Source organism: Enterobacter sp. FB, from assembly GCF_000805795.1.
In the GTDB taxonomy this organism is placed as follows: Bacteria; Pseudomonadota; Gammaproteobacteria; order Enterobacterales; family Enterobacteriaceae; genus Enterobacter; species Enterobacter roggenkampii.
Genome location: NZ_JSZC01000013.1, coordinates 1947855 through 1971393, shown reverse-complemented (window position 1 = coordinate 1971393; position 23539 = coordinate 1947855). Strand labels below are relative to the sequence as shown.

The following is a 23539-nucleotide window of genomic DNA, read 5'->3' as shown; positions in this document are numbered from 1 at the left end:
TTCTTCCAGAACGCAGGAGCGTCACGTGATAGGCAGACTCAGAGGCATCATCATTGAAAAACAACCCCCGTTAGTGCTGCTGGAAGTGGGTGGCGTGGGCTATGAAGTCCATATGCCGATGACCTGCTTCTACGAGCTGCCGGACGCGGGCAAAGAGGCGATTGTCTTTACCCAGTTTGTGGTGCGTGAAGATGCTCAGCTGCTGTACGGCTTCAACAACAAACAGGAACGCACCCTGTTCCGCGAGCTGATTAAAACCAACGGCGTCGGGCCGAAGCTGGCGCTGGCGATCTTATCCGGCATGTCTGCACCACAGTTTGTGAATGCCGTTGAGCGTGAAGATCCTGCGGCGCTGATTAAGCTTCCTGGCATCGGTAAGAAAACGGCAGAACGCCTGATTGTCGAGATGAAAGACCGATTCAAAGGCCTGCATGGCGATCTCTTCACGCCGGCGGCCGATCTGGTACTGACCTCGCCAGGTGCGCCTGCGGCGGATGATGACGCGGAGCAGGAAGCGGTTGCCGCGCTGGTGGCGCTGGGCTATAAACCTCAGGAGGCCAGCCGCATGGTAAGTAAAATTGCCAAACCGGACGCCAGCAGTGAAACCCTGATTCGTGAAGCGCTGCGCGCTGCATTGTGAGGTAAAGGATGATTGAAGCAGACCGCCTGGTTTCGGCAGGCACTGTTCAGGCAGAGGATGTGGTGGATCGCGCGATTCGCCCAAAACTGCTTGATGAGTACATTGGCCAGCCGCAGGTTCGTTCCCAGATGGAGATTTTTATCCAGGCGGCAAAGCTGCGCGGCGATGCGCTCGATCACCTGCTGATTTTTGGCCCGCCGGGTTTAGGCAAAACCACGCTGGCGAATATCGTCGCTAATGAAATGGGCGTTAACCTGCGCACCACCTCAGGCCCGGTGCTGGAGAAGGCGGGCGATTTGGCGGCCATGCTGACCAACCTCGAACCGCATGACGTGCTGTTTATCGATGAGATCCACCGCCTGTCACCGGTGGTGGAAGAGGTGCTCTATCCGGCGATGGAAGATTATCAGCTGGATATCATGATTGGTGAAGGTCCGGCGGCACGCTCCATCAAAATCGATCTGCCGCCGTTTACCCTGATTGGCGCAACAACGCGAGCCGGGTCGTTGACCTCTCCACTGCGCGACCGCTTCGGTATCGTGCAGCGTCTGGAGTTTTACCAGGTGGCCGACCTTCAGCACATCGTTGGCCGCAGCGCCCGCTATATGGGGCTGGAGATGAGCGAAGAGGGGGCGTTTGAAGTGGCGAAGCGTTCCCGCGGTACGCCGCGTATTGCCAACCGCCTGCTGCGCCGCGTGCGTGACTTTGCTGAGGTGAAGCACAACGGTTCGATCTCCGCTGAGATCGCCGCGCAGGCGCTGGATATGCTGAACGTCGATGCCGAAGGTTTTGACTACATGGACCGCAAGCTGCTGCTGGCGGTGCTGGACAAGTTCTTTGGTGGCCCGGTCGGGCTGGATAACCTGGCGGCGGCAATCGGGGAAGAGCGTGAAACCATTGAGGACGTGCTTGAACCGTATCTGATCCAGCAGGGCTTCCTGCAGCGTACCCCGCGTGGGCGTATGGCCACGGTGCGGGCGTGGAATCATTTCGGCATTACGCCACCGGCAATGCCGTAAGCAGCGATAATTTATAGCCCCGGTAAGCGAAGCGCCACCGGGGACATACCCGCTACTGCGCGGTCTTCTTCATCATACTGAAGATAAACAGCACCGCCGCACTCAGCACCACGGACGGCCCCGCAGGCGTGTCATAGAACGCCGAGAAGGTTAGCCCACCCGTTACCGCAATCATCCCGATAATTACGGCGACACCGGCCATCTGCTCCGGCGTACGGGCAAAACGACGCGCCGTAGCCGCAGGGATGATCAGCAGCGACGTAATAATCAGCGCGCCGACAAACTTCATCGCCACGCCAATGGTTAACGCCGTTACCAGCATCAGCAGCAGCTTAACGCGCTGCAGCTTCACGCCATCGACGAACGCCAGATCGGGGCTGACGGTCATCGCCAGCAGGTTACGCCACTGCCAGAGCAGAATCCCGAGCACCACCACAACGCCAATGGCGATAGCGATGAGATCGTCAGGCGTGACGGCCAGCAGGTCACCGAAGAGGTAGGCCATCAGATCCACGCGGATATTGGACATCAGGCTGACCACCACCAGACCCAGCGACAGGGCGCTGTGCGCCATGATGCCAAGCAGCGTATCAATGGCGAGGTGAGGGCGTTTTTCCAGCCAGACCAGACCGGCCGCCAGCAGCAGCGTGACAACAATCACCGCGTAGAACGGGTTGACGTTCAGCAGCAGGCCAAAAGCCACGCCCAGCAGGGACGCGTGCGCCAGGGTATCGCCGAAGTAAGACATTCTGCGCCACACCACAAACGAGCCGAGCGGGCCCGCGGCGCAGGCAAGCATAATCCCGGCCAGCCAGCCGGGCAGTAACAGTTCAATCATGAGTGTCCATTTCCCCGACGCAGAACGATTCGTCCCTGCAAATCATGGCGATGATTATGATGATGGCGATAGATGCCGAGCTGTTCAGCGCCGCGAGGGCCGAACATGGAGATAAATTCCGGGTGCATGGAGACCACTTCAGGCGTGCCGGAGCAGCAGATATGGTGGTTAAGACACAGCACTTCGTCAGTCTTTGCCATCACCAGATGCAGGTCGTGGGATACCATCAGCACCGCGCAGTTCAGTTCCCGGCGCAGCTGGTCAATGAGGTCGTATAGCGCGACCTGGCCGTTGACGTCGACCCCCTGCGTCGGCTCATCCAGTACCAGCAGCTGCGGGCTGCTGAGCAACGCGCGGGCAAGTAAAACGCGCTGCGTTTCTCCACCGGACAGTTTTTGCAGCGGCGCATCGACAAGATGGCCCGCCTGCACGCGCTTCAGCGCCGGGAGAATATCGGCTTTACGCGTGCCGGGGCGCAGGCGCAGGAAACGGCTCACCGTCAGCGGCAGCGTGGCGTCGAGGTGCAGTTTTTGCGGCACATAGCCGATACGCAATTTTTCCTCACGCTTGATCACGCCTTCATCGGGTGCGACCAGACCCAGCACCACGCGAACCAGGGTGGATTTGCCTGCGCCATTGGGGCCGAGCAGCGTCAGAATTTTGCCGGGCTTCAGATCGAGCGACACGTCAGAGAGGACGCGGCGCTGGCCAAATGAGACCGAAATATTTTCAAGAGAAACCAATGTCGTCATGTCATTTTAAGCTTGAAGAAGTCAACGAATGTTATAATATCACATTCCACGCATTCACTACGATGATTAGTCGCATTATGTTACATAAAAATACGCTTCTTTTCGCAGCATTATCCGCTGCCCTTTGGGGCACAACCGCACAAGATGTTAACGCTGCGGTTGTCGCTTCACTTAAACCACTCGGGTTTATCGCGTCAGCCATTGCTGACGGGGTAACAGAAACTCAGGTTCTGCTCCCGGATGGTGCATCCGAGCATGACTACTCCCTGCGCCCTTCAGACGTAAAACGCTTACAAAACGCGGACTTAGTTGTCTGGATTGGTCCGGAAATGGAAGCGTTTATGCAGAAGTCAGCAAAACAGGTGGCGGGCGAAAAACAGGTCGCGATTGCCGCCCTCCCAGGCGTGAAACCGTTACTCATGAAAGGGACGGATGACGACGGCGATGAACATGACCATCATACTGCCGACGCTGAAAAAGGTGATGGAGATCACCATCACGGCGAGTACAACATGCATCTTTGGTTATCCCCAGAGATAGCGCGGCTTTCAGCGGTTGCAATCCATGACAAATTAGTGGAACTTATGCCGCAAAGTCGAGCCAAACTAGACGCCAACCTGAAAGATTTTGAGGCACAATTAGCCGCAACCGATAAGCAGGTAGGTAATGAGCTCGCACCGTTGAAAGGAAAAGGGTATTTCGTTTTTCATGACGCCTACGGCTATTACGAAAAACACTACGGTTTGACCCCGCTGGGGCACTTTACCGTCAACCCTGAAATTCAACCTGGTGCGCAGCGTTTACATGAAATCAGAACACAGCTGGTTGAGCAAAAAGCGACATGCGTTTTTGCTGAGCCACAGTTCAGGCCAGCGGTCGTAGAAGCCGTGGCCAGGGGGACATCCGTGCGCATGGGGACCCTTGACCCGCTAGGAACGAATATCCAGTTGAGCAAAGCGAGCTATTCGCAGTTCCTCAGCCAACTGGCGAACCAGTATGCGAGCTGCCTGAAAGGAGATTAACGAGGAAGTGAATACGTGCAACAGATAGCCCGCTCTGTCGCCCTGGCATTTAACAATCTGCCTCGACCCCACCGCGTCATGCTGGGGTCGCTTACAGTACTCACCTTAGCGGTCGCCGTCTGGCGGCCCTATGTTTACCACCCGAGTTCTGCCCCTATCATCAAAACCATCGAGCTTGAAAAGAGCGAAATCCGCTCTTTGCTGCCTGAAGCCAGTGAGCCTATCGACCAGTCGGCTCAGGAAGATGAAGCCATTCCACAGGATGAACTGGACGATAAAACCGAGAACGAAGCGGGTATCCACGAATATGTAGTTTCTACCGGGGACACGCTGAGCAGCGTGCTGAACCAGTACGGCATCGACATGGGCAATATCAGCCAGCTGGCGGCGGCAGATAAAGATCTTCGCAACCTGAAAATTGGGCAACAGCTCTCCTGGACGTTAACGGCCGATGGTGATCTCCAGCGTCTGACCTGGGAAATGTCCCGCCGTGAAACCCGCACCTACGATCGCACGGCAACCGGTTTCAAAATGACCAGCGAAATGCAGAAGGGCGACTGGGTCAACAGCGTTCTCAAAGGCACCGTGGGCGCAAGCTTTGTCTCCAGCGCGCGCGACGCAGGGTTGACCAGCGCTGAAATCAGTTCGGTGATCAAAGCCATGCAGTGGCAGATGGATTTCCGCAAGCTGAAAAAAGGCGATGAGTTTTCCGTCCTGATGTCCCGCGAAATGCTGGACGGCAAGCGCGAGCAAAGCCAGCTGCTGGGCGTGCGTCTGCGCTCCGAGGGCAAAGATTACTACGCGATCCGTGCCGAAGACGGTAAGTTCTACGACCGCACCGGTACGGGACTTGCGAAAGGCTTCCTGCGCTTCCCGACGGCGAAACAGTTCCGCGTCTCCTCCAACTTTAACCCGCGTCGTCTGAACCCGGTCACCGGACGCGTCGCACCGCACCGTGGCGTTGACTTTGCTATGCCGCAGGGCACACCGGTACTCGCGGTTGGGGATGGCGAAGTGGTGGTGGCCAAACGTAGCGGCGCAGCCGGATATTATGTTGCGGTACGACATGGTCGCACGTATACGACCCGCTATATGCACCTGCGTAAGCTGCTGGTTAAACCAGGACAGAAGGTGAAGCGGGGTGACCGCATTGCGATCTCCGGTAATACCGGTCGCTCTACCGGCCCGCACCTGCACTACGAAGTGTGGATCAACCAGCAGGCCGTGAACCCGCTGACGGCGAAACTGCCGCGCACCGAAGGCCTGACGGGTAAAGATCGTACGGATTACCTGGCGCAGGTGAAAGAGGTGTTGCCGCAGCTGAGCTTAGACTAAGCCCTCTGTTTTTGTTAAAAAAGCCGGCGCACCCTGACGCCGGCTTTTTCTTTTGTGCGCGGACGACTGCCTCGCTACACTATCTGAATTAATTTTGCGTCATCAGACCCTGGATCCAGCATGGAAACCCAAAAAAACAATATTGAATACATTCCTGAGTTTGAAAAATCCTTCCGCCATCCGCGCAACTGGGGCGCCTGGCTCGGTGTCTACGCCTTTGCGGGGATAGCGTTGCTGCCGGCTTCCGTCCGCGATCCTGTCCTGGGTAAAATTGGCCGTCTTGCCGGGCGCTTAGGCAAGAGTGCCCGCCGTCGCGCGCAGATCAATCTCTATTACTGTTTTCCTGAAAAGAGCGACGCCGAGCGCGAGGCAATCATTGATGAGATGTATACCACCGCACCGCAGGCCATGGCGATGATGGCGGAGCTGGCGCTGAAAGGGCCGGAGAAAATTGTCGATCGCGTTGACTGGAAAGGGCTGGATATCATTGAGGAGATGCGCCGCAATGACGAGAAAGTCATTTTCCTTGTCCCACACGGCTGGGGCGTTGATATTCCGGCGATGCTGATGGCCTCTCAGGGCCAGAAGATGGCGGCAATGTTCCATAACCAGGGCAATAAAATCTTCGACTTTGTCTGGAATACGGTGCGTCGTCGTTTTGGCGGACGCCTGCATGCGCGCAACGATGGCATTAAGCCGTTCATTCAGTCGGTACGCCAGGGGTACTGGGGCTACTATCTGCCGGATCAGGACCACGGCCCCGAGCACAGCGAGTTTGTCGATTTCTTTGCGACCTATAAAGCGACGCTCCCTGCGATTGGCCGCCTGATGAAAGTGTGTCGTGCCCGCGTGATTCCGCTATTCCCGGTCTATGACGGCAAAACGCATCGCCTGAGCATTGAGGTTCGTCCGCCGATGGACGATCTGCTGACCGCTGACGACCACACCATTGCCCGTCGGATGAACGAAGAGGTGGAGATCCTGGTAGGGCCGCATGCCGAGCAGTACACGTGGATCCTGAAGCTGCTTAAAACGCGTAAGCCGGGTGAAAAAGAGCCGTATAAACGCAAAGAGCTTTATCCAACGAAATAAAAAAAGCCCTCTCCATCTGGAGAGGGCTTTTTAACAGAGACGTTATTACTCGACGGTCATAACGCGCGTGGTGTTGGTTGAGCCGATGGTGCTCATCACATCGCCCTGGGTCACAATGACGATATCACCAGAGACCAGATAGCCTTTATCGCGCAGCAGGTTTACGGCATCGTGCGCCGCGGCCACGCCGTCATTGGTGCTGTCGAAGTGTACCGGCGTCACGCCGCGGTACAGCGCCGTCAGGTTCAGCGTACGTTCGTGACGGGACATGGCGAAGATCGGCAGACCCGAGCTGATACGAGAGGTCATTAGCGCGGTGCGGCCAGATTCGGTCATGGTGATGATCGCGGTAACGCCCTTCAGATGGTTTGCCGCATACATTGCAGACATCGCAATCGCTTCTTCAACGTTGTCGAACTGCACGTCCAGACGGTGTTTAGAGACGTTGATGCTTGGGATCTTTTCAGCACCCAGGCAAACACGTGCCATGGCGGCCACGGTTTCAGCCGGATACTGGCCCGCAGCGGTTTCCGCAGAGAGCATTACCGCATCGGTACCGTCCAGCACGGCGTTGGCCACGTCCATCACTTCTGCACGGGTTGGCATCGGGTTGGTGATCATCGATTCCATCATCTGAGTGGCGGTAATCACCGCGCGGTTCAGCTGACGTGCGCGACGAATCAGGGCTTTCTGAATACCCACCAGCTCAGGGTCGCCGATTTCCACACCCAGGTCGCCACGCGCAACCATCACCACGTCAGAGGCAAGGATCACGTCGTCCATAGCATCCTGATCGCAAACGGCTTCCGCACGCTCAACTTTGGCGACGATTTTGGCATCGCAGCCTGCATCACGCGCCAGACGACGCGCATAGTTCAGATCTTCGCCGCAGCGCGGGAAGGAGACGGCCAGGTAGTCAACACCGATCAGCGCAGCAGTCACAATATCCGCTTTATCTTTATCAGTAAGCGCTTCCGCAGAGAGGCCGCCGCCCAGCTTGTTGATGCCTTTATTGTTGGAGAGTGGGCCGCCGACGGTGACTTCGGTGAACACTTTCATGCCCTGAACTTCCAGCACTTTCAGCTGCACGCGACCGTCGTCAAGCAGCAGGATATCGCCAGGTACGACGTCAGCCGGGAGGCCTTTATAGTCGATACCGACTTTCTCTTTATCGCCTTCGCCTTTGCCCAGGTTGGCATCCAGCAGGAATTTGTCGCCGATATTGAGGAAAACTTTACCCTCTTTAAAGGTCGAAACACGGATTTTAGGACCCTGCAAATCGCCGAGGATCGCAACGTGACGGCCCAGTTTAGCTGCGATTTCACGCACTTTATCGGCACGTAATTTATGGTCTTCTGGCGTACCGTGAGAGAAGTTCATACGCACCACGTTGGCGCCAGCGGCGATAATTTTCTCGAGATTATTATCGCGATCGGTGGCCGGGCCTAAGGTGGTTACGATCTTGGTTCTGCGAAGCCTTCTGGACATGTAATACTCCGTTGACTGAAACAACTTTGGTGTTGCGTGAACATTGAATCGGCCTTCATCTGCTGCAAGGCAGTGGAGAGGGGACCGAATGCCGTAAATCGTTACTTCGTCATTATTCGTGACGTCTTCGTTATCAACTATCGAACATCGCTCTTTATAAGCAATTCTTTATCAAAACGCGATTCCTTCAGCGCTTCCTTGACCCGCTTCAAGTTATCCCGGAATTTTGCCCCCCGGCGTAAGGTAAAACCGGTCGCCAGCACGTCAATCACGGTGAGCTGGGCCAGTCGGGAGACCATTGGCATATAAATGTCGGTGTCTTCCGGCACGTCGAGAGTGATCGCCAGCGTCGCCTCACGGGCCAGCGGTGTGCCCGCCGTGGTCAGCGCAATCACCATGGCATCGTTTTCACGGGCCAGCTGCGCCAGTTCTACCTGACTCTTAGTGCGGCCAGTATGCGAAATCAGTACCACGACGTCATCTTCACTGCAATTCATACAGCTCATGCGTTGCAGGACAATGTCATCGGAATAAATCACCGGGACGTTAAAGCGGAAAAATTTGTTCATGGCGTCATGCGCGACGGCCGCCGACGACCCGAGCCCAAAGAAGGCAATTCGCTTGGCCTGGGTGAGTAAATCCACTGCGCGATTCACGGAACTCATGTCCAGAGACTGACGGACGTGGTCAAGCGAAGCCATGGCCGACTCAAAAATTTTCGCGGTATAGGCATCAACGCTGTCGTCTTCATCCACATTACGATTAACATAAGGGGTGCCGTTAGCCAGACTTTGTGCCAGATGCAGTTTAAAATCAGGAAAGCCGCGCGTTTCCAGGCTGCGGCAGAAGCGATTGACCGTGGGTTCGCTAACACCCGCTTCCTGTGCCAGAGCGGCGATGCTTGAATGAATCGCCTGAGCGGGAGAGGCGAGAATGACCTCGGCCACTTTTCGCTCGGATTTGCTAAGGTGTTCCAGTTGAAACTGGATTTTTTCCAGCATGTTCATGTTAACAGGACGCTCATGGGTGTAAACGATTTCATTAATTGATGAAATCGTGATTCGATTTAGCCGATATTACCCCTGTGGCTTCCATTAAGGGTAACAATCGACGAGATAATGTTGTTGTTTTTTTTCATTACTTGATCGATGTCGGGTTTTGCTATGACCCTGTTGCGCAAAGAAACGACGGTTGTTGCGTCATTAAGCCGTCGAAATCATCCGAAGGGTGAAAAATCGCGGTATCGCACGCGACGATAAGCGCTAATGGTTTCGGGAATGACGTAAAAGCAGTACAGTGCATTGTAATAAAATTACAACGATACCTGGCAGAAGCACCAGGTGATCCAACTGAGGAGAATGACATGGCGGTAACGCAAACAGCCCAGGCATGTGACCTGGTCATTTTCGGCGCGAAAGGCGATCTTGCACGCCGAAAATTGCTGCCTTCCCTGTATCAACTGGAGAAAGCGGGCCAAATTCATCCGGATACCCGTATCCTGGGTGTTGGGCGCGCCGACTGGGACAAGGACGCTTATACCAAAGTCGTCCGCGAGGCGCTCGAAACTTTCATGAAGGAAAAAATTGATGAAAGTTTGTGGGATACCCTGAGCGGTCGTCTCGATTTCTGCAACCTTGACGTGAATGACGTCAGCGCGTTCGCTCGCTTGGGCGCGATGCTGGATCAGAAAAACCGTGTCACCATTAACTATTTCGCCATGCCGCCAAGCACCTTCGGCGCCATCTGCAAGGGCCTGGGCGAAGCCAAACTGAACGCCAAACCGGCGCGCGTCGTGATGGAGAAGCCGCTGGGTACGTCCCTGGCAACCTCTCGTGAAATCAACGACCAGGTGGGCGAGTTCTTTGAAGAGTGCCAGGTCTACCGTATCGACCACTATCTCGGTAAAGAGACGGTGCTGAACCTGCTGGCGCTGCGTTTTGCTAACTCCCTGTTTGTAAATAACTGGGACAACCGCACTATCGACCACGTGGAAATCACCGTGGCGGAAGAGGTGGGGATTGAAGGTCGCTGGGGTTACTTTGACCAGGCCGGTCAGATGCGCGACATGATCCAGAACCACCTGCTGCAGATTTTGTGCATGATTGCCATGTCTCCTCCGTCTGATCTGACGGCGGACAGCATCCGTGACGCCAAAGTGAAAGTGCTGAAGTCGCTGCGCCGCATCGACCGCTCCAACGTGCGCGAGAAGACCGTTCGCGGCCAGTACACCGCCGGGTTTGCGCAAGGTAAAAAAGTGCCTGGCTACCTGGAAGAAGAGGGCGCGAACAAGTCCAGCAACACCGAGACGTTCGTGGCCATCCGCGTGGACATCGACGACTGGCGCTGGGCGGGGGTTCCGTTCTACCTGCGCACCGGTAAGCGTCTGCCTGCGAAATGTTCCGAAGTGGTAGTCTACTTTAAGAACCCGGAACTGAACCTGTTCAAAGAGTCCTGGCAGGAGCTGCCGCAGAACAAGCTGACCATTCGTCTGCAGCCGGACGAGGGCGTGGATATCCAGATCCTGAACAAAGTGCCGGGCCTGGATCATAAACACAACCTGCAGACCACCAAGCTGGATCTGAGCTACTCCGAAACCTTTAACCAGACGCACCTGGCCGATGCGTACGAGCGTCTGCTGCTGGAAACCATGCGCGGTATCCAGGCGCTGTTCGTGCGTCGCGATGAGGTGGAAGAGGCGTGGAAATGGGTCGACTCCATCACCGAAGCCTGGGCTGCCGATCAGGATGCGCCAAAACCGTATCAGGCGGGCACATGGGGACCTGTCGCGTCGGTGGCAATGATCACCCGTGATGGCCGCTCCTGGAACGAGTTTGAGTAAGATAATCCGCTAGCCCGAAAGTGTTATTTTACCGGTAACATGAACTAACACAGCTCGTGGCACAATTTTCAACTTTTAAGCTCCGCGTGGATTCACCCGCGGAGCTTTTTTTATTACACTGCCGGAAGTGATTTTGCCCCTGAGCTCCGGACAGCAAGCGTTTCAGCGTTGTTAACAACTGCCAGCGACTTTGTAAACTCCCGAGCCCGGACAGATAAATGAGAGGAGCTTTTATGAATCCGACATTGTTACGCGTAACACAGCGCATTATTGAGCGCTCGAAAGAGACCCGTTCGGCCTACCTCGCCCGGATTGAACAGGCGAAGAGCAACACCGTTCACCGTTCCCAGCTGGCCTGCGGTAACCTGGCGCACGGCTTCGCCGCCTGCCAGCCTGACGATAAAGCGTCGCTGAAAAGCATGTTGCGTAACAATATCGCCATCATTACCGCTTATAACGATATGCTTTCCGCGCACCAGCCCTATGAGGTCTACCCGGATATCATCCGTAAAGCGCTGCACAGCGTGAATGCGGTCGGCCAGGTGGCGGGTGGGGTACCCGCCATGTGCGACGGCGTGACGCAGGGTCAGGACGGTATGGAACTCTCCCTGCTGAGCCGTGAAGTCATTGCCATGTCCGCGGCGGTGGGCCTGTCACACAACATGTTTGATGGCGCGCTCTATCTCGGCGTGTGCGACAAGATTGTTCCGGGCCTGGTGATGGCCGCGCTGTCGTTTGGTCATCTGCCTGCGATCTTCGTGCCGTCGGGCCCAATGGCAAGCGGCCTGCCGAACAAAGAAAAAGTGCGCATTCGCCAGCTGTACGCGGAAGGAAAAGCAGATCGTCAGGCGCTGCTGGAAGCGGAAGCTGCATCCTACCACGCGCCGGGCACCTGTACGTTCTACGGTACCGCGAACACGAACCAGATGGTGGTGGAGTTTATGGGGATGCAGCTTCCGGGCTCGTCCTTTATCCAGCCGGATGCACCGCTGCGCAAGGCGCTGACCGAGGCCGCGGCCCGTCAGGTCACGCGTCTGACCGGAAACGGCAACGAATGGATGCCGATGGGCAAAATGGTCGACGAAAAAGTTATCGTCAACGGGATTGTTGCGCTGCTGGCCACCGGCGGTTCGACCAACCACACCATGCACCTGGTGGCCATGGCGCGTGCGGCGGGCATTCTGATTAACTGGGATGACTTCTCCGAGATCTCTTCCGTGGTGCCGTTGATGGCGCGCCTGTATCCAAACGGTCCGGCGGACATCAACCACTTCCAGGCCGCAGGCGGCGTACCGCTGCTCATGCGCGAGCTGCTGAAGGGCGGTCTGCTGCATGAAGATGTTAACACCGTAGCGGGCTTTGGCCTGCAGCGCTACACCCAGGAGCCATGGCTGAACAACGGCGAGCTGGACTGGCGCGAAGGGGCGACCGCATCTCTTGATGCGCAGGTTATCGCCACCATCGACAAACCGTTCTCACCTCACGGTGGCACAAAGGTGCTGAGCGGTAACCTCGGTCGCGCGGTAATGAAGACCTCTGCCGTACCGGAAGAGAACCAGATTATCGAAGCGCCAGCGGTGGTATTTGAAAGCCAGCACGACGTATTACCTGCCTTTGACGCCGGTCTGCTCGACAAAGACTGCGTGGTAGTGGTGCGTCATCAGGGGCCTAAAGCCAACGGGATGCCAGAATTACATAAACTTATGCCACCACTTGGTGTATTATTGGACCGCCGTTTCAAAATTGCACTGGTGACCGATGGACGCCTCTCTGGCGCCTCAGGTAAAGTGCCATCAGCTATCCACGTGACGCCGGAAGCGTACGACGGCGGCCTGCTGGCGAAAGTGCGTGACGGTGACATGATCCGCGTTAACGGTCAGACAGGCGAGTTAACCCTGCTGGTGGATGACGCCGAGCTGGCGGCACGTCAGCCCCATATTCCTGACCTGAGCGCGTCGCGCGTGGGAACAGGACGCGAAATGTTTGGCGCACTGCGTGAGAACCTCTCCGGTGCTGAGCAGGGCGCAACCTGTATTACGTTTTAAGACGACTTGATTTTAACGATCTGGCGAGAGAAGACTCTGATGAAAAACTGGAAAACAAGTGCAGAAGCAATCCTGACCACTGGCCCTGTCGTGCCGGTTATCGTGGTAAACAAGCTGGAGCACGCTGTACCGATGGCGAAAGCGCTGGTTGCGGGCGGCGTTCGCGTTCTGGAAGTGACCCTGCGTACCGCCTGCGCGATGGATGCCATTCGCGCGATTGCTAAAGAAGTGCCGGACGCCATTATCGGTGCGGGTACCGTAACGAACGCAAAACAGCTGGCTGAAGTAACCGAAGCGGGCGCACAGTTTGCCATCAGCCCGGGCCTGACCGAGTCGCTGCTGAAAGCCGCCACCGAAGGTACCATTCCGCTGATCCCGGGCATCAGCACCGTTTCTGAACTGATGCTGGGCATGGACTACGGTCTGAAAGAGTTTAAATTCTTCCCGGCGGAAGCGAACGGGGGCACCAAAGCGCTGCAGGCCATTGCCGGTCCATTCTCTCAGGTACGCTTCTGCCCGACGGGCGGTATCTCTCCTGCCAACTACCGTGACTACCTGGCGCTGAAAAGCGTGCTGTGCATCGGTGGCTCATGGCTGGTTCCGGCGGATGCGCTGGAAGCGGGCGACTGGGATCGCATCACCAAACTGGCTCGCGAAGCGGTAGAAGGCGCGAAGCAGTAAGTCATTCGCCGCATGAAAAACGGGCCTTTCGGCCCGTTTTTTTATCCCGTTACCTTAACGCTTGCTGCGGCCGCTTTCGCTCTCGCCACGGCGTCGTCAACGTTATCTCCGGTGGCTAACGCCACGCCAAGACGACGGGTACCGTCGATCTCCGGCTTACCGAACAAACGGACCTGCAACCCGGCACCCACCGCCGCGTCGACGTTATCAAACGTAACGTTCTGGCTGGTTAACTGCGGCAGGATCACCGCCGAGGCTGCCGGGCCGTACTGACGGATACCGCCGACGGGCAGGCCGAGGAAGGCGCGCACGTGCAGGGCGAACTCGGAGAGATCCTGCGAAATCAGCGTGACCATGCCGGTGTCATGCGGGCGAGGGGAGACTTCGCTGAAGGTCACCTCATCGCCGCACACAAACAGCTCCACGCCAAACAGGCCATAGCCGCCCAGCGCCAGGACGGTTTTACGGGCGATCGCCTGCGCACGCTCAAGCGCCAGGGCGCTCATCTGCTGCGGCTGCCAGGATTCGCGGTAATCGCCATCTTCCTGGCGGTGGCCAATCGGGTCGCAGAAATGGACGCCGTCAACGGCGCTGACGGTCAGCAGGGTGATCTCGAAATCAAACTTCACCACCCCTTCAACGATCACGCGACCGGCGCCTGCGCGGCCACCCTGTTGGGCGTACTCCCACGCCTTGTCCAGCGTGCTGCTGTCGCGGATAAAGCTCTGTCCTTTACCGGAGGAGCTCATCACCGGCTTAACGATGCTCGGGTACCCAATCTCCTCAACGGCCTGCAGGAATGCGGCCTTATCGCCAGCAAAACGATAGCTCGACGTGGGCAACCCGAGCTCTTCTGCCGCCAGACGACGAATGCCTTCGCGGTTCATGGTCAGCTTTGCGGCTTTCGCGCAGGGCACCACGCGCTGGCCTTCCTGCTCAAGCGCAATCAGCGTGTCGGTGGCGATGGCTTCAATTTCCGGTACAACGAAATCAGGCTTCTCGCGTGAAATCAGCTCACGAAGGGCATCGCCGTCCAGCATGTTAATCACATAAGAACGATGGGCGACGTGCATGGCGGGTGCATCGGCGTAGCGGTCTACGGCAATGACTTCCACGCCTAAACGCTGGCACTCAATGGCGACCTCTTTTCCCAGCTCGCCCGATCCCAACAGCATCACTCGCGTCGCCGCAGGTCGCAGCGCGGTTCCTAAACGAATCATAACAATCCCCCTGAAAAAGTTGCGGGCAGTATAAACGAAAACGTTTGCGTCTGTCTTGTGCACGGCCAGGTGAGGGGAGAAGAAATTTGCGCTTCTTTAGCCCGCCCAGACATTTCCTGACGCCTGCTCGCTTACGCTGTGGAACATGTTCACCGTTAAGTGAGGGAAACCATGTCTGGCTGGCTAAATCAATTGCAATCACTGTTAGGGCAGAAAACGTCGTCTTCCGGCGAGCGGGATCTCAGCAAACTGCTGGTGCCCGGGGCGCTCGGCGGGCTGGCAGGCCTGCTGGTCGCGAATAAATCCTCGCGCAAGCTGCTGGCAAAGTATGGGACAGGCGCGCTGCTGGCCGGTGGGGGCGCCATTGCGGGCACCGTCCTGTGGAATAAATACAAGGACAGGGTCCGGACCGCGCACAGTGATGAACCGCACTACGGCGAGCACACCTCGCCGCTGGATCTGCGTACCGAAAGGCTCATTCTTGCGCTGGTTTTTGCCGCGAAAAGTGACGGACATATCGACGATAAGGAACGGCTGGCGATCGAACAGCAGCTGCGCGAAGCCGGCGTCGAAGAGAAGGGCAGAGCGCTGGTGGCGCAGGCCATCGAACAGCCCCTTGATCCGCAGCGTCTGGCGCAAAGCGTGAAAAATGAGGAAGAGGCGCTTGAACTCTATTTCCTCAGCTGTGCCGCCATCGATATCGATCACTTTATGGAGCGGAGCTACCTGAATGCGCTTGGCGACGCGCTGAAGATCCCGCAGGACGTGCGTGAGGGCATTGAGCGGGATATTCGGGAACAAAAACAGGCGTTACAGGGATAGTTCTCGCCGTTGCGACCCTGTTTCGCTTGCATCATGCGTGGGTTTTGCCAACCTTATAGGGTGTAAAACGAAAAAGAATGACGACATGCCACCGAAAGCCCGACGTATACCTTATGCGATCACCACGCATGGCGATACGCGTATAGACAACTATTACTGGCTACGGGACGATTCGCGCTCCCGGCCAGAGGTGCTCGACTACCTGCACGAGGAAAACGACTATGGCCGCAAGGTCATGTCCAGCCAGCAGACGCTTCAGGACCAGCTGCTGAATGAAATGGTGCAGCGTATTCCCCAGCGCGATATCTCCGCGCCCTGGACCAAAAATGGCTATCGCTATCGCCATATTTATGAGCCCGGCAACGAGTATCCCATCTACCAGCGTCAGTCGGTCCTGAGCGCCGAATGGGATGCGTGGGATATTCTGCTGGATGCCAATCAGCGCGCGGCCCACAGCGAGTTTTATACTCTGGGCGGCATGTCCATTTCGCCGGATAACGCGGTGATGGCGCTGGCGGAGGATTATCTCTCCCGTCGCCAGTACGGCCTGCGTTTTCGCAACCTGGACACCGGCAACTGGTATCCGGAAATGCTGGAAAACGTCTCCCCGGATTTTGTCTGGGCGAATGATTCCGAGACGGTGTACTACGTCAAAAAGCACGCCTCTACGCTGCTGCCCTATCAGGTATGGCGGCATACCATCGGAACGGACTCCGCAGACGACGAGCTGGTCTATGAAGAGAAAGACGAAACGTTTTATGTCAGCCTGCATAAAACCTCTTCGCGCCACTATGTCATTATCTTCCTGGCCAGCGCCACGACGTCGGAAGTCCTGCTGCTGGATGCCGAACTGCCCGACGCCCAGCCGCTCTGTTTCCTGCCGCGCCGAAAGGATCATGAATACAGCCTGGATCACTTCCAGCACAGCTTTTATCTGCGCTCGAATCGCGAGGGTAAAAACTTTGGCCTCTATAAAACCAAAGTGCGCGATGAGCGCAAGTGGGAGGTGCTTATCCCCGCGCGGGATCAGGTGATGCTGGAAGGGTTTACCCTGTTCACCGACTGGCTGGTGGTGGAGGAGCGCCAGCGCGGGCTGACCAGCATCCGGCAAATCAACCGCAAAACGCGGGAAGTGGTGGGGATCGCGTTCGACGACCCGGCCTATGTGACGTGGATTGGGTTCAATCCCGAACCCGAATCATCGCGGCTGCGCTACGGCTACTCATCCATGACCACACCGGACACCCTGTTTGAGCTGGACATGGATACCGGGCAGCGTCAGGTGATAAAGCAGACCGAGGTTAAAGGGTTTGAGTCCGAAAACTACCGCAGCGAGCACCTGTGGGTCACCGCCCGGGATGGCGTCGAGGTCCCCGTCTCGCTTGTCTATCACAAAGCCCATTTCCAGAAAGGCAAAAACCCGATCCTGGTGTACGGCTACGGCTCCTACGGCTCCAGCATGGATGCTGATTTCAGCAGCAGCCGTTTAAGCCTGCTCGACCGCGGCTTTGTTTTCGCCATCGCCCATATTCGCGGCGGCGGTGAGCTGGGGCAGCACTGGTATGAGGACGGGAAATTCCTGAAAAAGAAAAACACCTTCAATGACTACCTCGACGTCTGCGATGCGCTGATTGATCAGGGCTATGGCGATCCGAAACTCTGCTTTGGCATGGGCGGCAGCGCGGGCGGCATGCTGATGGGAGCGGTTATCAACCAGCGTCCCGAACGCTTTAAGGGGATTGTCGCGCAGGTGCCGTTTGTCGATGTGGTGACGACCATGCTCGATGAATCCATTCCGCTGACGACCGGGGAGTTTGAAGAGTGGGGGAATCCGCAGGATGAGATTTACTACCGCTATATGAAAACGTACAGCCCTTACGATAACGTCGAGGCGAAAGCCTATCCCCACATGCTGGTCACCACCGGTCTGCATGATTCTCAGGTGCAGTACTGGGAGCCGGCAAAATGGGTGGCGAAACTGCGGGAGCTGAAAACCGACGACAACCTGCTGCTGCTGTGTACCGACATGGATTCCGGACACGGCGGGAAATCGGGACGATTTAAATCGTATGAAGGGGTGGCGCTGGAGTATGCCTTCCTGATTGGCCTGGCGCAGGAGACGCTGCCAGGCCGTGCAGAGCGTTAAGCTTCGCCCAGATAGTGCTTTAGCGTCAGGCGCAGTTCCGGGCTCATTTTGTCAAGGTTGTTATACAGCCAGCGCAAATAGCCCGGGTCTTTATCCGCAATATCCGACACCGCTCTGCCCCGGTATTTACCAAAGGTAAACGTGGTCAGAAGCGCGGGACGGCCGGTGATGGTCGCCATATCATCCGGCGTCCAGCCCGAGGTGTTCATAATATCGATGAGTAGCGCTGCGGTGATATAGCAGTCGTACAGGGCGCGGTGATGATGAAGCCCCTCAGGCGTGCGGACGCTGAGCTTACGGGACTTGTACAGCGCCATGTTACTGTACTTGATCCCCGGCCAGAGGCGACGCGCCAGCTTCATGGTACAAATCCACTCCCCGGGCATCTCCGGCAGCACGCGGCGGTCAAAGCTGGCGTTATGCGCGACGTACCACGGGCTACCGTAATAGTGGGGAATAACGTCTTCGATCCACGGTTTATCGGCCACCATCGATTCGGTAATGCGATGGATAGCCATCGCCTGAGGGCTGATGGGGCGATCGGGACGCACCAGATGGCTCATTGGGTTGACGATTTTTCCGTCAATCACGTCGACAGAGGCCACTTCCACTATTCCGCCCTGAAGATCGCAAGTTTCGGTATCGATGACGCGCAGCATTGAACACTCCTGAGCTTAAAACGCCTAGCCTAAAGGAATGATATCGCCTTGCCAACCCTCTCCGCCGAGCGTGCCGGTCAACAGCAGCTCGCCCTTATCCGCGCGAACGATCAGCTGGCCTTTTTCATCCCATAGCGCGCTACCGCCGCAGGCGTTCGCCATCAGCACCGCTATGGCATATTTATGCGCGAAGCGCTGCAGGGTACTGATGGACTGCCGCCAGCGGTGATCCTCCACTGACTGACAGCTGGTAAACAGCGACGCTCTGGGATCGAGATTGGGGGAATCGGCATGCGCATCAATAATGCTGAGCTGTTTCTCTCTCGGCACCAGGCTGGCTCCGCCACCTTGCGGGTAGCGAAGGATGCGTTGACGAGCGGGGGTGAAGAGCGCGAGACCTTTCTGGCGCTGACCATCCCGCTCCACGGGGAGCCCGGCAATCACGGTTATCCGGTAACGATGCGCCGCGTCGAGCAGCGGTTCCAGCTGGGCGTCGCCGGGTGGGAGAGGTAACGTCGTCGTACCCGAGCCTGTTAATGACAGTTCAGGAAACACCAGCAGATCGCACCCCTGACGTGCTGCTTCGGCGATGAAGCGCAGGTGGTGCGTGATATGGTCATCGACACTCTGATGCTGCCCGCTATACTGGGCCGCCGCTATATTCCAATGTGACATCGTGACTTCCTTATACACTGAGTCGCAGGGATTTAAGAATACACCTAAATTTATCAGGGTTTTCTTATCCTGCCAGATTCAGCGTAAGGAAGTGTAACGGCTCGTTAAGCTTATTTAACTTTAGGTTCGTACGGTAAACGGGAGAGGTTGACCGAGGCGAGACGGTGGGCGATGAGTCTTTCGCGAAACCAGTCGCGCAGATGGGCGGGCTGTTCCCGTTCAACGACTTCAGCCACGACAGGCATGTTGTAACGCTCTTTAAACGCGACGCCAGCGGCAGCGAGATCGACATTCACTTTATCCATCTCGTCCTGTGGAAGGGCGGCCAGATTGATCTTCATTACCTTCTCCTTTTTATGCGGCGGCAACGTTACCGCGATTGCACGACGATGACAAGCGGAGGCAGGATGATCCTCGACTCGTTTATTATACAGCGTTATTCTTTAGCATACAGACATAACAAAAAGGAATGATTGCGATGGGTTTCTCCGCTTCCCGCGCGGTATGCGCACTGGTTTTTCTGGCCTCTACAATGATGACCCCCTCCGTGCTGGCGCATGCGCACCTTAAGCAGCCGATCCCGGCAGCGGACAGCGTGGTGAGCGCTCCGCAGGCACTGACGCTGAATTTTTCAGAAGGCATCGAACCGGAATTTAGCGGTGTGGTGGTGACGGATGCGCAAAAGCAGGTCATCAAAACGGGAACCGCCACGCGCGACGAAAAGAACAAGGCGCAGCTCACCGTTCCGCTGGACCAGACGCTGACGCCAGGGACGTACCAGGTAGACTGGCATGTCGTCTCGGTAGACGGTCATAAAACCAAAGGTAGCTATCAATTTAGCGTGAAATAGCATGCTGGCGCTGTGTTATATCGGGTTGCGCTTTATCCATTTCGGGGCGCTGATGCTGATTTTTGGCAACGCGCTTTACAGCGTCTGGTTTGCGCCTTCCTCTCTCCAGCGGCTGATGTCCCGACGTTTCCAGCTGCAGCAGAAAGTGGCGGCTTTTATGAGCCTGGCGGCTGCACTCCTGATGTTTATGCTTCAGGGCGGGCAGATGGGTAACGGTTGGGGCGATGTATTTGCCCCACAGGTCTGGTCCGGCGTAATGAGGACACAGTTTGGCGGCGTCTGGCTGTGGCAAATGATTCTCGCTGCGATGACGGTCGCTGCAGCATGGCTCGCGCCGCTGAAGGGTTCGCGGCTGCTGCTGCTCGCCATGGGGCAGCTTATCCTGCTGGCGGGGGTAGGGCACGCGGCGATGAACGACGGTCCGATGGGGGCGCTGCAGCGCCTTAATCACGCTTTTCACCTGATCTGTGCTGCTACCTGGCTTGGCGGATTACTGCCCCTGCTGTTCTGCATGCGTCTGGCGAAAGGGCGCTGGCAGAATGCCGCCATCTATACCATGATGCGCTTCTCGCGCGTGGGCCATTATGCGGTCGCGGGCGTGCTGCTCAGCGGAGCGATCAATGCGCTCATGATACTGGGCGTCCATATTCCCTGGCAGGCTGACTACGTGCAGTTTTTGTTGTTCAAATGTGCGCTGGTGGCGTTGATGGTGGTAATTGCGCTGGCAAATCGGTATTTTCTGGTGCCACGGTTTCGTCCGGAGACCGGGCGAGCACAACAGATTTTTATCAGGATGACACAGGCAGAAGTGGTGCTGGGGGCGCTGGTACTGGCAACGGTCAGTCTGTTCGCCACCTGGGAACCCTTCTGACAAGGTTAAATATCATATGAAAAAGACAGTACTTTCTCTCATATTGCTGGCCTGCACGGGGAGCGCGTTTGCCGCACCGCAGGTTATCACCGTCAGCCGTTTTGAAGTGGGTAAGGATAAATGGGCGTTCAACCGCGAAGAGGTGATGCTGACCTGCCGTCCGGGCCATGCGCTGTATGCCATCAACCCGAGCACGCTGGTGCAATACCCGTTAAATGAAACCGCCGAGCAGCAGGTGGCCAGCGGAAAGAGCAGCGGCCAGCCGATTAGCATCATTCAGATCGATGACCCGGCGAATCCGGGACAGAAAATGAGCCTGGCCCCGTTTATCGAGCGCGCCGACAAGCTCTGCTAACGTTCAGGTTTCCAATAAAAAACCGCAGATGCTTGCGAAAGCACTGCGGTTTTTCACATTTTATGATGCTCTGGCGCTTTTTTTCCGACCGCTTTAGCTGTGGACTGGAAAACCTGGCGTCGTCATCTATTCTTAAAAGGCAAGGCGACTTAGCCTGCATTAATGCCAACTTTTAGCGCACGGCTCTCTCCCAAGAGCCATTTCCCTGGACCGAATACAGGAATCGTATTCGGTCTCTTTTTATCTGCATGAAAGTAAAAGACTAATCCTTTCGTTGTCTCACTTCTGCAGCGCACGTCCTGTACGTCTGGTTAAAACATAACACACTACGGCATGCTGTAGTCCAGCCCTTTTTGCCTGTTTTGTTAAATTTTCGTGTGCAATTCAAGAAAGCGCGTGCGGGGTCTAAAAGTGCGATTTAACCGACGCCTCAATTTCATCAAGCAGCTCAAAGCGACGGCGGTATTCAGCGCGTTTTTTACTGGCAATCTCTTCAAGCGATTTACGCGCCATCTGTAGCGGCAGCTGCCAGCAGAAGGCTGAGAGCTTTTTACCGTCCAGAGAGGCCCAAAATTCATCATAGCTGGCGTGGAAATGGCGGCCTTTGCTGAGGCGATAGCGCAGCGCACGGAATACGTGGCCCTCATCGCTGACGGCAAAAATCGCCCGGACGGAGGACTGTGCAGCCAGCTGGAAAAGCACCTCCATCAACACGCGCTTAGGGAACAAACCGTGGCAGGCGCGGGTGGCCTGTTTAATCACGTCACGCGTTACGCTGCGGCGGGGGCCCTGAAGCCCACCGATGACCATGACCTGTTGCCCATTGCTGCGCGCGACGCTAAAGGTCAGGCTGGCCAGCAGCGTATCCTCGTTGTCGCGAAGCCAAAGCGTGCTTTCGCCTTCACGCTCGGCTTTCCCCGCAGAGGACGCATTAACCGTATAGATAACTCCGTCTTTTGCATGGAACTGCGCAACGGGCTTCTCCTGTGGGCTGGTCAGTGCCAGGGCGAGGCCGCTCTCTTTCAGGCTATCAATCCAGTAATAATGGCTAACGATCGCGTCGGCGCGATCGTTAGCCGTCAAACCGCGCATCAGGTACTGCCGGTGGGTTTTGCTCGGCAATGTAATTTGAGAGGCCAGAAGTCTGTCGAAATCGTCGCGACCAGAAAGCGCCTCCAGCATGCGATGGGTAGAAGACCAGAACACCAGCGAACGTAACAGGAACTTCAGGCGATATTCGCGCTTGCGCCAGATCGGCCCCGGCACGCGTTTGCCGTTCACCAGCTCAGAAATAATATTTGTGCGATGCGGATAGAAAACATCGTTATGCAGGTGCGTATTAGACACGTGAAGACCCCTCTTTTTTTATACCCTTATTCTAAAGAGCCAGGAAAAAGGGATTAATAGCGCGAGGATCTTTATTTCTGTTTGGTTTACCGTTTGTTTCATTTCGTGAGGACCACGCCCGGCTGTTGCCCTTTCTGTGGCGGCTATACTGTTAACAGGAGGGGCTATGTATCAGCGAATTGAAGGTGGAATGTGGCGTCACGTCTGGGTGGTCAGCGATATACATGGCTGTTATCAGCGGCTTATGGATGAGCTTAAACGCCGTCATTTTAATCCGTATGAGGATTTGCTTATTTCCGTTGGGGATATGATCGATCGCGGTCCGGACAGCGTTAAATCATTACAGCTTATCAATGAAAAATGGTTTCGTGCCGTCCGGGGCAACCATGAGCAAATGGCGCTCGACAGTCTGGATAATAACGATTTTTCACTCTGGACAATGAATGGCGGAATATGGTTCAGGCAACTTGAACGGGACCAGCAACAGCTTGCGCTATCGTTGCTCGAGGCCTGTCACGATTTACCGCATATCATCGAGATAACCTGTGCGAACGGTCTGAACGTGATTGCCCATGCGGATTATCCGGCAGCGGAATACCGCTGGCAAAAACCGGTGAGCGCCCAGCGCGTTTTATGGGATCGCGATCGGTTGACGGGGTTTATGGTGGGTAAAGGGCAGGGCATCAGCGGTGCGGATCATTTCTGGTTCGGACATACGCCCGTCGACAGAAGGTATGATTTTGACAATCTCCACTACATTGATACGGGCGCCGTATTTGACGGTTACTTTACGCTGGCGCAGCTGCAGTAATAAATAACCCGCCTTCGGGCGGGTTCTCTTTA

At 56.4% G+C, this 23539-nt stretch carries 23 protein-coding genes; 14 read left to right on the top strand and 9 right to left on the bottom strand.

Going from position 1 to position 23539, the window contains the following annotated elements:
- Positions 1–25: 25 nt before the first annotated feature.
- Positions 26–640: a Holliday junction branch migration protein RuvA gene (ruvA, locus tag PI91_RS16350; protein ID WP_008500448.1), complete on the top strand. Its 615-nt coding sequence runs from the start codon at positions 26–28 to the stop codon at positions 638–640.
- An 8-nt stretch (positions 641–648) separates the two neighbouring features.
- A complete protein-coding gene (gene ruvB, locus PI91_RS16345) occupies positions 649–1659 on the top strand; it encodes a Holliday junction branch migration DNA helicase RuvB (RefSeq protein WP_008500449.1) in 1011 nt (336 codons plus the stop codon).
- A 52-nt stretch (positions 1660–1711) separates the two neighbouring features.
- On the opposite strand, the gene znuB is transcribed toward ruvB, so the two are convergent.
- Complete coding sequence (gene znuB / locus PI91_RS16340) at positions 1712–2497, bottom strand: zinc ABC transporter permease subunit ZnuB (protein ID WP_021240439.1); 786 nt, start codon at positions 2495–2497, stop codon at positions 1712–1714.
- Complete coding sequence (znuC, locus tag PI91_RS16335; RefSeq protein WP_023344425.1) at positions 2494–3249, bottom strand: zinc ABC transporter ATP-binding protein ZnuC; 756 nt, start codon at positions 3247–3249, stop codon at positions 2494–2496. The genes znuB and znuC overlap by 4 nt, the downstream gene beginning before the upstream one ends.
- A gap of 77 nt (positions 3250–3326) precedes the next feature.
- Here znuC and znuA point away from each other — a divergent pair, with 77 nt between their 5' ends.
- From znuA to lpxM, 3 genes are all read left to right on the top strand, one after another.
- Positions 3327–4271 (top strand): zinc ABC transporter substrate-binding protein ZnuA, encoded by a 945-nt coding sequence (gene znuA / locus PI91_RS16330; protein WP_032638012.1) that lies wholly within the window; start codon positions 3327–3329, stop codon positions 4269–4271.
- 15 nt (positions 4272–4286) lie between these two features.
- Complete coding sequence (gene mepM, locus PI91_RS16325; protein WP_008500453.1) at positions 4287–5606, top strand: murein DD-endopeptidase MepM; 1320 nt, start codon at positions 4287–4289, stop codon at positions 5604–5606.
- 120 nt (positions 5607–5726) lie between these two features.
- Entirely contained in the window at positions 5727–6698 is a 972-nt protein-coding gene (lpxM, locus tag PI91_RS16320) for a lauroyl-Kdo(2)-lipid IV(A) myristoyltransferase (protein WP_008500454.1), read from the top strand.
- A gap of 45 nt (positions 6699–6743) precedes the next feature.
- On the opposite strand, the gene pyk is transcribed toward lpxM, so the two are convergent.
- Both pyk and PI91_RS16310 read right to left on the bottom strand, forming a co-directional pair.
- A complete protein-coding gene (gene pyk / locus PI91_RS16315; protein WP_008500455.1) occupies positions 6744–8186 on the bottom strand; it encodes a pyruvate kinase in 1443 nt (480 codons plus the stop codon).
- Positions 8187–8323: 137 nt separating this feature from the next.
- Entirely contained in the window at positions 8324–9193 is an 870-nt protein-coding gene (locus tag PI91_RS16310; RefSeq protein ID WP_008500456.1) for a MurR/RpiR family transcriptional regulator, read from the bottom strand.
- A 356-nt stretch (positions 9194–9549) separates the two neighbouring features.
- Between PI91_RS16310 and zwf the strand changes: the two genes are divergently transcribed.
- The 3 genes from zwf to kdgA all read left to right on the top strand — a co-directional run bounded on the left by zwf (position 9550) and on the right by kdgA (position 13751).
- Positions 9550–11025, top strand: a complete 1476-nt coding sequence (zwf, locus tag PI91_RS16305; protein WP_008500457.1) for a glucose-6-phosphate dehydrogenase — start codon at positions 9550–9552, stop codon at positions 11023–11025.
- 233 nt (positions 11026–11258) lie between these two features.
- A complete protein-coding gene (gene edd / locus PI91_RS16300) occupies positions 11259–13070 on the top strand; it encodes a phosphogluconate dehydratase (protein WP_023325516.1) in 1812 nt (603 codons plus the stop codon).
- A 39-nt stretch (positions 13071–13109) separates the two neighbouring features.
- Complete coding sequence (gene kdgA / locus PI91_RS16295; RefSeq protein WP_008500459.1) at positions 13110–13751, top strand: bifunctional 4-hydroxy-2-oxoglutarate aldolase/2-dehydro-3-deoxy-phosphogluconate aldolase; 642 nt, start codon at positions 13110–13112, stop codon at positions 13749–13751.
- 41 nt (positions 13752–13792) lie between these two features.
- Here the strand turns inward: kdgA and purT are convergent, their stop codons facing one another.
- Entirely contained in the window at positions 13793–14971 is a 1179-nt protein-coding gene (purT, locus tag PI91_RS16290) for a formate-dependent phosphoribosylglycinamide formyltransferase (RefSeq protein WP_023344423.1), read from the bottom strand.
- 171 nt (positions 14972–15142) lie between these two features.
- On the opposite strand from purT, the gene PI91_RS16285 reads away from it, so the two are divergent.
- Positions 15143–15793, top strand: a complete 651-nt coding sequence (locus PI91_RS16285; RefSeq protein ID WP_021240435.1) for a tellurite resistance TerB family protein — start codon at positions 15143–15145, stop codon at positions 15791–15793.
- An 85-nt stretch (positions 15794–15878) separates the two neighbouring features.
- A complete protein-coding gene (gene ptrB / locus PI91_RS16280; protein ID WP_023293953.1) occupies positions 15879–17939 on the top strand; it encodes an oligopeptidase B in 2061 nt (686 codons plus the stop codon).
- Here ptrB and exoX read toward each other — a convergent pair.
- The 3 genes from exoX to PI91_RS16265 form a co-directional block, all read right to left on the bottom strand.
- The gene (gene exoX, locus PI91_RS16275; protein ID WP_039266606.1) at positions 17936–18598 is read right to left on the bottom strand and encodes an exodeoxyribonuclease X; all 663 of its coding nucleotides are present in this window, start codon (positions 18596–18598) and stop codon (positions 17936–17938) included. The two genes, ptrB and exoX, sit on opposite strands and share 4 nt — an antisense overlap.
- 24 nt (positions 18599–18622) lie before the next feature.
- Positions 18623–19273, bottom strand: coding sequence for a carbon-nitrogen hydrolase family protein (locus tag PI91_RS16270; RefSeq protein ID WP_039266605.1), 651 nt, complete (start codon positions 19271–19273; stop codon positions 18623–18625).
- 110 nt (positions 19274–19383) lie between these two features.
- Positions 19384–19614, bottom strand: a complete 231-nt coding sequence (locus PI91_RS16265) for a DNA polymerase III subunit theta (RefSeq protein WP_008500465.1) — start codon at positions 19612–19614, stop codon at positions 19384–19386.
- A 137-nt stretch (positions 19615–19751) separates the two neighbouring features.
- Here PI91_RS16265 and yobA point away from each other — a divergent pair, with 137 nt between their 5' ends.
- Genes yobA through PI91_RS16250 form a run of 3 tightly spaced genes read left to right on the top strand, consistent with a single transcriptional unit; the run spans position 19752 to position 21349 of the window.
- On the top strand, positions 19752–20123 hold the full coding sequence (gene yobA / locus PI91_RS16260; RefSeq protein ID WP_039266604.1) for a CopC domain-containing protein YobA: 372 nt from the start codon (positions 19752–19754) through the stop codon (positions 20121–20123).
- A 1-nt stretch (position 20124) separates the two neighbouring features.
- Positions 20125–20994, top strand: a complete 870-nt coding sequence (gene copD / locus PI91_RS16255; RefSeq protein WP_032675032.1) for a copper homeostasis membrane protein CopD — start codon at positions 20125–20127, stop codon at positions 20992–20994.
- A gap of 16 nt (positions 20995–21010) precedes the next feature.
- A complete protein-coding gene (locus PI91_RS16250) occupies positions 21011–21349 on the top strand; it encodes a YebY family protein (RefSeq protein WP_008500468.1) in 339 nt (112 codons plus the stop codon).
- Between the two features lie 405 nt (positions 21350–21754).
- On the opposite strand, the gene PI91_RS16245 is transcribed toward PI91_RS16250, so the two are convergent.
- Positions 21755–22696, bottom strand: coding sequence for a VirK/YbjX family protein (locus PI91_RS16245; protein WP_021240429.1), 942 nt, complete (start codon positions 22694–22696; stop codon positions 21755–21757).
- 166 nt (positions 22697–22862) lie between these two features.
- Between PI91_RS16245 and pphA the strand changes: the two genes are divergently transcribed.
- Positions 22863–23507, top strand: coding sequence for a protein-serine/threonine phosphatase (gene pphA, locus PI91_RS16240; protein ID WP_039266603.1), 645 nt, complete (start codon positions 22863–22865; stop codon positions 23505–23507).
- Positions 23508–23539: the final 32 nt, after the last annotated feature.